Source organism: Flagellimonas crocea, assembly GCF_033441595.1.
GTDB classification, from domain to species: Bacteria; Bacteroidota; Bacteroidia; order Flavobacteriales; family Flavobacteriaceae; genus Flagellimonas; species Flagellimonas crocea.
In genome coordinates this window covers 237,380-249,996 of sequence record NZ_JAUZVX010000002.1, presented here as the reverse complement: position 1 = coordinate 249,996, position 12,617 = coordinate 237,380, and the positions used below count along the sequence as shown (strand labels likewise).

Below are 12,617 nucleotides of genomic sequence, written 5' to 3'. Positions count from 1 at the left end.
CCCTTAAAAACTTGTTTTTTGTACTTTTAGGGTACTTTAAAATCCTATATGAAAGACATCACCAATTACATTAATTCCAACAAAGACAGATTTATCAACGAGTTGATCGAGCTCCTAAAAATTCCCTCCATCAGTGCCGATAAGGCTTATGCCAAAGATGTGCTGGAAGCGGCAAAAGCCGTCAAAAAATCCTTGGAAGATGCAGGTTGCGACAATACGGAGATTTGTGAGACCAAAGGCTATCCCGTGGTATACGGCGATAAGATCATCGACCCTAATTTACCGACCGTTTTGGTGTACGGCCACTACGATGTACAGCCACCAGATCCGATGAACCTTTGGACATCACCGCCATTTGAGCCCGTAATCAAGAAAACAGAGCTCCATCCCGATGGGGCCATTTTCGCCCGTGGTGCCTGTGACGATAAGGGACAGTTCTTTATGCACGTGAAAGCGGTGGAATATATGATCCAAAACGATGAATTGCCCTGCAACGTCAAGTTTATGATCGAAGGCGAGGAAGAAGTGGGGAGCGACAGTCTCGAAGATTTCCTAAAGGAAAACAGCGAAAAACTCAAAAACGATATCATCCTCATTTCCGACACAGGAATGATAGCCAACGACACCCCGTCCATTACCACTGGGCTACGAGGACTGAGCTATGTGGAAGTGGAAGTTACGGGAGCCAATCGTGATCTACACTCAGGAATCTACGGTGGAGCTGCACCAAACCCGATCAATGTACTCGCCAAAATGATAGCGCAATTGCACGATGAAAACAATCATATCACTATCCCAGGATTTTATGACAAGGTGCAGGTAATCCCCGATGATGAACGGGCCGAAATGGCGAAGGCCCCTTTTAATTTGGAAGCTTACAAAAAATCATTGGACATTGGCGACGTGCACGGTGAAAAAGGCTATACAACTCCCGAGCGATTCGGTATCCGTCCAACGTTGGACGTAAACGGAATCTGGGGCGGGTATACTGGGGAAGGTGCAAAGACCGTAATCGCCAGCAAGGCCTACGCCAAAATTTCCATGCGATTAGTGCCCGATCAGGATTGGCACGAAATCACTAAACTGTTCACCAAACATTTTGAATCACTTGCTCCAAAAAGTGTGAAAGTGAAAGTTTCTCCACATCATGGTGGTCAAGCCTACGTTACGCCAATTGACAGCGATGGTTACCAAGCAGCCTCGAAAGCTATGGAGACCACATTCGGCAAAACGCCAGTGCCACAAAGGACTGGCGGAAGTATTCCGATCGTAGCTTTGTTTGAAAATGTTTTTGACAGTAAAACCATTCTTTTGGGCTTTGGATTGGACAGTGATGCCATCCACTCCCCTAACGAACATTTCGGGGTCTGGAACTTTTTAAAGGGCATTGAGACCATACCCTATTTTTACAAATATTATACAGAGATGAAGGCCTAGAGCTTCTTTACGTATTTGGTCACTATTACAATTTGCTGGCCATCTACCTTGCCTTCAATATACTCGGCATTTTCGTGATCCAGGGAAATCCGTCTAACGGCGGTTCCCTGTTTTGCGACCATGCTGGAACCCTTCACTTTTAAGTCTTTGATCAAAACAACATTGTCCCCGTTTTCAAGGATATTGCCGTTTACGTCCCTATGGATAATTTTTTCGCTTTCATCTTGGCCTTCCCCCGTAGCCTTGGCCCATTCCAAGGCTTCATCATCCAAATACATCATGCCCAAAAGGTCTTGGGGCCATCCTTCGGACTTTAGGCGGTTCAGCATTCGCCACGCCACGACCTTTACCGCATTGTGCTCGCTCCACATGCTGTCGTTTAAGCAGCGCCAATGATTGGCGTCTGTACTGTCGGGGTTCTCAATTTGTGAGATACAGGTGGCACAGCCCAAAATACTTCCATCCAAGCCACCGGTGGACACAGGGGGAACTTCGTACACCTGTAAACTCTCCGTTGCTCCGCACAATTCACATTGATTTCCGCTTCGTGCTTGTAATTCCTCCAATACTGACATGATAGATGGTTTTTTATCGCTTGCAAACTTAGAACTTTTCGGTCAACGGGTTTTGATATATACCAAAGAAAAAATCCACCCACGTTGCCATGAATGGATTTGATCAAACATACACCTCAATGGTCAAGGCAATTGAGAATATCCATGTTTTGTTTTCCAAAGGAAATATTTTTCAAACAACACTTTATTGAAGTCGTAAAATATGTTGGGTATCATGATGGCAAAGTTTCTGGGCTTGAACAAGTGGTCGCTCAAGATGATGACTTCTTTTTTACCAGCATCCATCACACATATTCCAGGGATTTTGCCCCAAGCTTTCTTCTTCAATTTGTCCTTGCCTTGGGTTACCCTGATGATGTTCTCCGCTACAATTTTGCCTGTTTCATCGGATGGGTATCCTGTTTTGGGACCAGAAAATGGCACTTTGCCTGGTTTAAAGGGCAATTTTACATCAACGGCAATACCTGCGGACCAAATATTGGGGTATTTAAAATGTCGGTAGTCATCACCAACGGGCAAATACCCTGCTGCGGTGGCTTCCAATTTTGGTGAGTTGACCACAAAATCAACACCAACGAAAGGAGGCATCAACATGGTAAATTTGCTTGGCAACACCTCATCAGAAGTTAGGGTTACACTCTCTGCGGTCACTTCCTTCACCCCAACTTGTGTTCGGTAATGGATGTTGAACATCTTCATAAAAGATTTCAGCATGGTTTCGCCACCAGTGATCCCATCAATGCCAAAGTGTCCCAAGAAGGTTTCGGGGGTAATCCAATACAGATCGACTTTCTTTCTGATTTTTTGCTCCCTGAGCCATTTCTCCACATTGAACAAAAACTCGTAGGCGGCGCCCATACAACCCGCATTTTGTGTAGCTCCGATAACAATAGGGCCAGGATTCTTCTTGAACTCTTCCAAAGCCTTTCTGGTTTTCATGGCACCATTGGGCGTTCCAATATATTGGGCATGCTCTTGAACCCCTGGAGCAACATCGTATTTTACTTTTGGACCAGTGGCGATGACCAAATGATCGTAGGTAAAATCACCCTTGGTCGTATGCACTATTTGGCTATCGGGGTCTACGGTTAAAGCTTCGGCCTGTACAAAATCGACTCCTTTCTTTTCAAGAACAGTATCTTTTCTGAACGAGATATCCTTGATTTCCCTTCTTCCGAAAGGTACCCAGATCAGTGAGGGAACAAATAGGAACAAAGGTGATTTATCTATCACTAAAACCTTATGGTCCTTTTTCCCTTTTCTTTTGATTTCCAACGCGGCGGTCATTCCTGCAAAATTTCCGCCAATAACTACTGTGGTTTTCATGATTGCGTGATTTAATAGTATAAAAGTATCGCTACCAATTCTGATGCACAGTAACTTAGGGCACATAACCCTATCTTTTTTAGAACATAGATCAAGTGGGTTTTTCAACACGTTTTGAATTAAAAAGACAGAAAAACCGATTTATTTTAACTCTACACTTGTAGAATATTAATTTTTATTCTATGTTTGTAGAACATAAATGGTAAAACCGAAAAAATGCAATTGTCAAAATCCGAAGAAGAGTTAATGAACATTGTCTGGAAATTGAAAAAGGCCTATATGAAGGACATTTTGGATGCCTATCCCGAACCCAAACCAGCGACCACCACGGTGGCGACGCTTTTAAAACGGATAGCGGACAAAGGTTTTATTGGCTACAATAGTATAGGTAGAAGTAGGGAATATTATCCCTTGGTGATGAAGAAAGACTATTTTTCGAAGCAGGTGAACGGCCTCATCAAGAACTTCTTCAACGACAGTGCGAGTCAGTTTGCATCATTCTTTACCCAAGAAACCAACTTGAGCAAAGAAGAATTGGAGGACTTGAAAAAATTAATTGACAACGAAATCAAAAAGAAGTAATTATGTTGGTCTTCCTTTTAAAATCCACAGCCTGCCTGACCGTTTTTCTGGTGTTCTACAAACTAATGCTGGAAAGGGAAAGCATACACCATTTTAAGCGCTACTTTCTTCTGGGGGCCATTATCGTCTCCTTTATAATTCCCAACTTGGTGTTTATCGAATATATCGATGCGGTTGAACCCACCACCACTTCAATTGCTCCGATAACAACACCTATTTCCAATACCGCAATTGAACAACCTATTACAGAAGCTTCGGTTTTTGATTGGCAACTTTTGTTGTGGATGGTTTATGGATTGGGTGTTATTGGATTCGGACTGCGTTTTATGGCAAATCTTTTACGAATACGTTTAAGAATTAAGAAGAATCCCAAGTTCAAGGAAAATTTTGTCACCAAGGTGCTTTTGAAACAAGCGTTGCCCCCACACACATTTTTCAACTTTATCTTCTTAAACCAAAAACAGCACAAGGAAGGCAACATCCCACAAGAAGTCTTGCTGCATGAGGAGACCCATGCCAAACAAAAGCATAGCTTGGATATCCTTTTTATAGAATTGGCCCAAGTCATTCTTTGGTTCAATCCGTTGATCTATCTTTTTAAATCGTCCATAAAGCTCAACCACGAATTTTTAGCTGATAACGCGGTGATCAACAAAGACCATGATCATTCACAATATCAAAATACTTTGCTGTCGTACTTATCAAACGGCATTGAAAATCATCAGTCGGTCGGCATGGCAAATGCCATCAATTATTCATCAATCAAAAAACGTTTTACAGTCATGAAAACAAAAACATCAAAAACATCATTTGTACTCAGGAGCCTATTGCTCCTGCCACTTACGGCCCTATTATTATTTGGGTTTAGTGAGACGAAAACAATAACCCGTACCACGCCTGTCGAGTTTACAGAAACATCCTTGTACCCAGAAAACAAAAGTTTTGAGTCCGCAGATGGGATTTCCTCCAGATCTATTCAATTAGCAGGTCTTATTTTAGATTCAGAAACCTTATTACCTCTTGAAAATGCCATTATTACTGATTCCAAAGGAAGTACACTTGCAAAAACCGACAACAAGGGATATTACAATATTGAATTTCAAGTTTCCAGTTCAGGTGAAATATTTTTTGATTTCAATGTGGTAAAAGAGGGGTATGTTTCCACAAATCAAATACAGCATTGGGGAAATTTACAAGGTAAAATTAGTTCTGCTATCTACATTGGTTTACGACAAGACGAATCAAACACAAGGCAGCTATCGTCCCTAGTTCCTAATGTAAAAAATCTTGATTATGAAACTATATTAACCAATTATCCCGAGGTTAAAAAAGACTTTGTTTTGGCAAAAAAAATAGAGTCATCTAAAAAGGGCAACCAAAATGTCTTCATGCAAATAGACAAAGACTTCTACCTATTGAGCGACAGTTGGATAAGACTAAATTCCAAGAGTGATTTGGTCCTCGTTGACGATGAAACTATTGTACCTGCCAATACATTGAACAACCTTATCAAGAGAAACCAAATAATTGGTATGACCCCATTGGGGTTTGGAAATAAAGCCAATTATGCGATTTATACTTCAAAACAGAATCAAAATGATCGCCAAAAAACCATCAATCCCATTGAAATCCACATCAATAAAAATGGCAAGCTATTATTCCAAAATAAATTAGTCCCGTTGGAAGATTTAAAAGGTGAGCTCGCAAAAATCAATGACCACCTTTCCCTTGAAGAAAGGAAGAAAACTATCCGTTCGATTATAAATGCGGAGGCAACCACCCCAAAAGATGTTATCCAAAAAGTCGATGGTATTTTTGAAGAATACGGTTCCGCGACCATAAATATTGTGGAGCCAAAAATGCTCGGTCAAAGCAGTGCCACTCGGGAAGAAATGAAAGAATACAATACTTTGGCCAAAAAGTACAATGCAATGGACCGAAACCATATGGTCATCAAAAAAGATGAGGTAATGCGCCTAAAAACCATTTATGGGAAAATGTCCGAGAAACAACGTAACGATGCCGAACCGTTCCCTGATTTTCCACCGCCACCGCCAGCACCACCTGCAATTGGAGAACCAGAACCTCCAAAATCTCCCTTAAGTACGAGAGAAGTGAAGGAAGTGAGTACTCCCGCTCCTCAAATGCCCCCTGCACCGCCTGCGCCAAAATCACCATTGGAGCACATCAAGGAGATGGCGGACAAGGGAGCAACCTTTACGTTGAACGGCAAGGAAATATCTGCCAAAGAAGCAATGCGAACCGTTCAGAAAAACAATAAAATCAATATTGACATCAGGGGCACCAAGGGCGACAACCCGATAGTCAAGCTGTCGGTAGACCCTATTGAAATAGACAACTAGACCCTGTTATCCATACAATGTTAAAAGCCCCTTAATTGGGGCTTTTTATGTAACAAATCCATAAAAACTGCGTTCTAATAATCTATCAATCAAAGAGAACACGCTATGCTACAACGCTTTTTTATTTTCTGCTCGGGAGCCGACACCCAAATTTTAGAGACTTGTTCCAATGGGGAACGCAACAAATACGCTGGCATCGGCGCTACCGTATTCTTTACCGCCGTAATGGCATTTATTGCATCGGGCTATGCCCTTTACACAGTTTTCGACAACATATATACCGCTGTTTTCTTTGGACTGATATGGGGTCTGCTCATTTTTAATTTGGATAGATATATTGTGTCCACCATCAAAAAGCGTGACAATTTTAAGGGAGAACTGCTCCAAGCGGCTCCGCGAATTGTTTTGGCTTTGATCATCGCCGTGGTGATTTCAAAGCCCTTGGAGATGAAGATTTTTGAAAAAGAAATCAATCAGGTGCTCTTGGAAGAAAAAAATGCCTTGACCTTGAACAACAAGGAACAATTGGCACTCCAATACACTCCAAAAATTGAAAGCCTAAACCAAGACATTGCCAACCTGAAGAATGAGGTTGCGACCAAAGAAGCAGAGACCAACGCGCTCTACGATACCTACATTTCCGAAGCCGAAGGCAGAGCGGGAACTGGACTATTGGGCAAAGGCCCCGTGTACAAGGAGAAACGTGAAAAGCACGATGCGGCTCTGGCGGAGCTTAATTCCTTAAAAGAAACGAACGCCGATAAAATCGAGAATATCGAGGCCCAGATTGCGGCCCTTCAAACCGATTACGATACCGCAGTTGCCGATTCACAGCCCATTATTGATGGTTTTGACGGACTGATGGCACGCATTAATGCGTTGGGCAAATTGCCCTGGTTCCCATCCTTTTTCATCTTTTTGTTGTTCTTGGCCATCGAAACCGCGCCCATCATTGCAAAATTAATGTCTCCGAAAGGGGAATACGACTACAAATTCGAAGAGCAGGAAAGTGTGGTCGCTACTTGGGTCTCCCAAAAAGTGGAACAACGTAAATTGCTTATGGCCACCGATGGGGAACTCAATCAGCAAATCTACGCCGACATCAAAAACGAAGAAGAACTGTACCGCTACAAAAAGCAAAAGGCAGAAGAGCTGTTACGTTTACAAGCGGATAGTTTCCATAAGCTTCAGGTTAAGAATCTATAATTTTTTACCCGACAGGTGATGCTATCGAGATATTCTTTATCCCGTTTCAGCATCCTTCTTACATAGCACTATCCTATCTTTACAAGGTGTTTCTGACGATTTGTAAAATAAAAGTGATGCAATCGCTTCGATTTGGTATGTATGAAGGATAAAAAGTGGAACCGTAAAAGAATCCTAAAAACCATTGGGAAATGCTTCCTTGTTCTGTTGGTTTTGTTCTTCATCCTGGTTTTGATCATCAGAACACCTTGGGCGCAAAGTCTGATCGTTACCCGCATCACGGAATACGTCTCCAATAAAACGCAGACCAAGGTCGAAGTAAGCAAAGTCTTTATCACCTTTTCTGGGGACGTACAAGTAGAGGGCATCTATCTGGAAGACAAACAAGGGGACACCTTGCTGTATGCCAAAGAGCTCCAAATGGACCTTCCCATATATCCTTTGATCGCAAAAAACGAACTATCCATTGATGATGTTGAGGCCACTGGTCTTGTTGCCAACATTAGCAGAAACAACGAACAAAAAGATTTCAACTTTTCTTTTCTATTGGACGCCTTCGCCTCCTCCGAAGAAAACACATCAACGGCTGAACCCATGTCCATTTCGCTGGGCGATTTTCAACTCACCAATTGGAAATTGCGGTACAATGATGCCTATTTAGGAACCCAAATCAATGTGAAACTTGGTGAACTTGAGATTGAGGTTACCGAATTTGACCTTGAGGAAATGCATTTTGGAGTGGACGATTTTGTTTTGAAGAACAGTCAACTTTCCTATGAGCAAACCCGCCCATTTCCCATCAGCAACGATACCACCGCCTCAACACCGCCTAAAATTCAGATTGACAACTTTGAGATAGCCGAAGTTGCCATCGAATACAACTCAAAACCTGATGGCATTCGTACAAAAATGCAACTGTCTGACATGGGCCTGGAGGAAACGGCCATAGACCTTTCCAAAAACAGTTACAAAACTGGTGGAATACGACTAAAAAATTCAAGTCTACAGTTGACACTAAATCAACCCAAGGATTCCACAAAAAGTTCGGAGCCAAGCGCTCCCTTTGCATGGCCTGATATGGAACTAGTGGCGGAGGAGCTGAATCTGGAATCCAATTCCCTTGATTTTTCCAAAAATGGCAATGTTCCCAATGATAGCATTTTTAATCCCGATGCTTTTTTGATAGACCATATTGCCCTGAAAGCAAACGATTTTAGATACATTCCAAAGGATTTCCATGTGGGGATTACTAATTTCTCATTTAAGGAAGGCAGTGGAATTGCACTGAAACAATTGGGTTTCGAGGCAGGTATATCGGACACCAAGGCGGTTATTTCCAACTTGAAGGTGCAGCTCAACAACAGTGTTGCCAACGCCAATATTGACCTTCAATATAAATCCATCGATAACGCCTTTGACAATCCACAAAACAGCACGCTACAAATCAGTTTGAATCAACTTCATGTGCAACCTTCGGACATACAAAGCTTCCTGCCCGAACTGCAAAAGAACGATTACATAAATGCACTCGCCCAACATGCCATCACAGGGTCGGTAAAGGCAAACGGAAGCTTAAAAATGGTAGATGAGTTTGATACCCAACTGGAGTGGGGTTCTTCGTCCATTCTAATGCAAGGAAGTCTTTCCAATATCATGGAAATGGATTCCCTCGCCTATAATTTGAAAAATATCGATATAAAATCTACGGAAAAAGATATCCGACCGTTTATATCCAAAGACAGTATAAGCTTCAAGATTCCAGAAAACATTACCCTCACGGGAACTCTCAAAGGTGACCTCGAATCCATTAAGACCAAGTCAATTGTAAAGATTCCTGAGGGACGCATTATTTTGAACGCCTTTGCAAATTTTGGAAATCAGAAACGCTTTGATGGCACCATAAGCACGGATAGTCTTCAACTTGGTGCCCTGCTTCAAAATAAAAATATTGGTGCAATCTCGCTAGAACTAAAAGGCTCTGGCTCAGGAACGGAACTTGCGGATATGGATGCCCAAGTTGAAGGGACTATCTCCCAACTTCAGTTGAATCAATATGAGTACAAGGACATCCAATTAGAAGGTGAATTGAACAATGGCACAGGGCAAGTTGCGCTTGCCATAGCGGATGAAAACCTCGATTTAACAGCCGATACTTCCATCGATTTAACCTCAGAAAACAACGCCATAACCTTTACATTAAACATTGAAGGAGCAGATTTAAGAAAACTTGGATTTACAAGGGACGATATAAAAATCGCTGGCAATATCGAAGGATCGTACAACGGAAGCTCGAACAACTATACGGTCAACACCTCGATCAAAAATGGTATCGCGGTCTCGGACAACAAACAATTTCAGATTGCACCGATACTGCTGAATGCCCATGTCCAAGACTCTATCACCGACGCCACAGTGGAGAGCGGTTTTATAAACGGCGGACTGTATTCCAATGCATCTCCCGATAGGATTAGGACGGCCCTGAAAAAGCAACTGGAAAATTATTTTTCCACGGATAGTACCCTTTCTGCCGATCTGGTTGACGTTGAGGCCCGATTGGATTTGGCCCTAAAACCCACACCCATCATTTCCAAGGTCTTTTTTAATGGCGTGGAAGATTTGGACTCCTTGAACATAGATGCCGACTTTAACTCAAAAACAAAAAAATTGGGCGGAAAAATATCCGTTCCAAAGTTTACCTATGCTGGGAGCACGGTGGACAGTCTTGAAGTAAATCTCAAAGGCGACTCCACCAACCTCAATTTTTATGCAGGCCTCAAAAATTTTGAATACGACCCCATACTTTTAAAGCGAACCCATATAGAAGGAAACCTAAAGAACAAAGAGTTGGTGCTGGACTTTAGTTCTGTAAACGATACTACACAGATCATGCACATAAGTTCCGAACTGGTGTTCAAAAAAGACACCCTTAGCTTGCACATCTCCCCTAAAAACCTGCTGCTGAACACAAAATCTTGGGAAATCCCAGATGACAATAAAATTGTAATGGCGGAATCATTTACGGAATTTCAAAACCTAGTGCTTTCAAGGAACGGACAAAAACTGGAGGTATCCACAACGGTTCCCCAAATGGAAAATGAACATATTGGAATCATTTTCGAAAATTTTCAGCTTCAGACCTTTCTAAGTCTATTGAATCCAGATGAAGCACTGGCAAAAGGAACGGTACAGGGAAATTTTGTGATTCTCAACCCCTACGAAGCTACTGGATTGGTTTCCAAATTGGATATCTCGGATTTTCGTTTGATGCAGAACCCGTTGGGGAGTCTCAGTTTAAATGCGTCTTCCAAATCCCTTTCGGACTATGATTTTGACCTAAAACTCTCTGGCGGAGGCGCCGACCTAACTTTGACAGGAGGATATGTGGCCCATCAAAATGGTTCGGATTTAAATATGGATCTTGACATTCAAAAATTTGAAACCAGTATTGTTCAGGGATTTCTCAAAGACGAAATATCCGACCCATCAGGTTATTTTTCAGGACACATGAAGGTCGGGGGCACGCTGAACGACCCTATGTATTCTGGAACATTGAATTTCAACGATGTGGGACTCACCCTTTCAGCCTTTAAAACAAACTTGAGCGTGAAGGAGCAAACGCTTGATCTGAATGAAGAGGAGATTATCTTTGATGATTTCAGAATAAACGATACCAATAAAGGTACTTTGGTGCTCGATGGAACCGTTTTTACCGAGGAGCTACTAAATCCTAGGTTCGACCTATCCGTCCAAGCGGATAAATTTACGATGCTCGATTCCAAAAAAGGCGACAATGAACTTGTGTATGGTAAGGCCATCGTTGATACGGAATTGGAAGTGACGGGAGATTTGGAGCTGCCCATCATCAACGGTAAACTTACCATTGGTGATGCAACCGACCTTACCTACCTGGTTCCCAAGACACAATATGAAATACAGGAGAGAGAAGGCGTTGTGATCTTTGTCAACCGTGAAAACCCCGATGCCATCCTGACCCGAAACACTGGTGAAACGACCAACTCCATTTTTGAGGGAATGGACATCAGTACCACCTTGCAAATCTCGGACGAATCAGTTTTCACAATTGTATTGGACGAGCGCACGGGCGACATGCTTCAGGCATCTGGTAATGCGACCTTAAATTTGAACATTGACCCCAATCAGAGCATCCGTTTATCGGGAAGGTTAGATCTAAATTCAGGTTTTTACAAGACAAGCCTCTATAATTTGGTAAACCGTGAATTCACAATAAACGATGGCAGCAACGTGGTTTGGTCTGGGGACCCCTACAATGCAACCTTGGATGTTACGGCCACTTACGAAGTCGAAACTTCCGCCGCACCCTTGATGTCCTCCATAAGCTATGGGCAGGACACGGGAATCTCTGGACAGTACCAAAGGCCTGCCAAATTTTTGGTCTATTTAATGGTCGATGGTGAAATCACCGCCCCCGAAATCTCCTTTGCCCTGGACATGCCCGAAAATGTGCAGGGAAGTTACGGTGGAGGTGTGTATGGACGCATCCAGCAGTTGAACGAACAAGAATCCGAGCTCAACAAACAGGTTTTTTCGTTATTGGCCCTGAACCGCTTTTATCCCACCTCGGGTAGCGATGGAAGTAATGGCGGCGCTGTTGCCATTGCCCGAGACAATGTGAACAAAGTACTGTCCAGCGAGCTCAATTCCATTTCCAACAAAATCATGGGAAACACGGGGCTGGAACTGGATTTTGACTTGGATAGTTTTCAGGAGAATCAGGGAGATGGCTACCAGAACAGGACGCAACTGAACATTAACGCAAGCAAAAAACTATTCGATGACCGTTTTATAGTTACCGCGGGAAGTGCCGTGGATGTTGAGGGAAAATCATCAAGCTCGGATACCGCTACCCCAGTCATTGGGAATGTGACCCTGGAATATCTCTTGAACGAGGAAGGTACTTATAGACTTAAGGGTTTTAGAAGGCAAGAATACCAAAATGTTATCGATGGTCAACTGATAGTTACAGGGCTTGCCTTTATTTTCAATAGGGAATTCAATAAATTCAGTCAATTGTTCAATCCCATAAAGCCCAAGAGCAAAGAAGAGGAAATAACCGAAACGGACAATGACAAGAAGAAACCATAAAATC

General features: G+C 42.6%; 7 protein-coding genes. 5 read left to right on the top strand and 2 right to left on the bottom strand.

Annotation, left to right across the window (positions count from 1 at the left end):
- Nucleotides 1-48 precede the first annotated feature (48 nt).
- On the top strand, nt 49-1,437 hold the full coding sequence (locus SD449_RS06335; RefSeq protein WP_318309381.1) for a dipeptidase: 1,389 nt from the start codon (nt 49-51) through the stop codon (nt 1,435-1,437).
- Here SD449_RS06335 and SD449_RS06330 read toward each other — a convergent pair.
- Nucleotides 1,434-2,012, bottom strand: coding sequence for a PhnA domain-containing protein (locus SD449_RS06330; RefSeq protein ID WP_225603209.1), 579 nt, complete (start codon nt 2,010-2,012; stop codon nt 1,434-1,436). The two genes, SD449_RS06335 and SD449_RS06330, sit on opposite strands and share 4 nt — an antisense overlap.
- Before the next feature lie 123 nt (nt 2,013-2,135).
- Nucleotides 2,136-3,338 (bottom strand): NAD(P)/FAD-dependent oxidoreductase, encoded by a 1,203-nt coding sequence (locus tag SD449_RS06325; protein WP_318309379.1) that lies wholly within the window; start codon nt 3,336-3,338, stop codon nt 2,136-2,138.
- A gap of 216 nt (nt 3,339-3,554) precedes the next feature.
- Between SD449_RS06325 and SD449_RS06320 the strand changes: the two genes are divergently transcribed.
- The 4 genes from SD449_RS06320 to SD449_RS06305 all read left to right on the top strand — a co-directional run bounded on the left by SD449_RS06320 (nt 3,555) and on the right by SD449_RS06305 (nt 12,613).
- Nucleotides 3,555-3,920 carry a BlaI/MecI/CopY family transcriptional regulator gene (locus SD449_RS06320; protein ID WP_207034492.1) on the top strand — a complete coding sequence of 122 codons (366 nt, stop codon included), beginning with the start codon at nt 3,555-3,557 and terminating at the stop codon, nt 3,918-3,920.
- 2 nt (nt 3,921-3,922) lie between these two features.
- Nucleotides 3,923-6,283, top strand: a complete 2,361-nt coding sequence (locus tag SD449_RS06315; RefSeq protein ID WP_318309378.1) for a M56 family metallopeptidase — start codon at nt 3,923-3,925, stop codon at nt 6,281-6,283.
- Between the two features lie 105 nt (nt 6,284-6,388).
- Entirely contained in the window at nt 6,389-7,489 is a 1,101-nt protein-coding gene (locus tag SD449_RS06310; RefSeq protein WP_318309377.1) for a DUF4407 domain-containing protein, read from the top strand.
- Nucleotides 7,490-7,630: 141 nt separating this feature from the next.
- Nucleotides 7,631-12,613 carry a translocation/assembly module TamB domain-containing protein gene (locus SD449_RS06305; RefSeq protein ID WP_318309376.1) on the top strand — a complete coding sequence of 1,661 codons (4,983 nt, stop codon included), beginning with the start codon at nt 7,631-7,633 and terminating at the stop codon, nt 12,611-12,613.
- Nucleotides 12,614-12,617: the final 4 nt, after the last annotated feature.

Bases quoted from the DNA above. Each gene is read 5' to 3' on its own strand.
- SD449_RS06325 (WP_318309379.1), bottom strand. From the start codon at position 3,338: ATGAAAACCACAGTAGTTATTGGCGGAAATTTTGCAGGAATGACCGCC.
- SD449_RS06305 (WP_318309376.1), top strand. From the start codon at position 7,631: ATGAAGGATAAAAAGTGGAACCGTAAAAGAATCCTAAAAACCATTGGG.
- SD449_RS06320 (WP_207034492.1), top strand. From the start codon at position 3,555: ATGCAATTGTCAAAATCCGAAGAAGAGTTAATGAACATTGTCTGGAAA.
- SD449_RS06310 (WP_318309377.1), top strand. From the start codon at position 6,389: ATGCTACAACGCTTTTTTATTTTCTGCTCGGGAGCCGACACCCAAATT.
- SD449_RS06315 (WP_318309378.1), top strand. From the start codon at position 3,923: ATGTTGGTCTTCCTTTTAAAATCCACAGCCTGCCTGACCGTTTTTCTG.
- SD449_RS06335 (WP_318309381.1), top strand. From the start codon at position 49: ATGAAAGACATCACCAATTACATTAATTCCAACAAAGACAGATTTATC.
- SD449_RS06330 (WP_225603209.1), bottom strand. From the start codon at position 2,012: ATGTCAGTATTGGAGGAATTACAAGCACGAAGCGGAAATCAATGTGAA.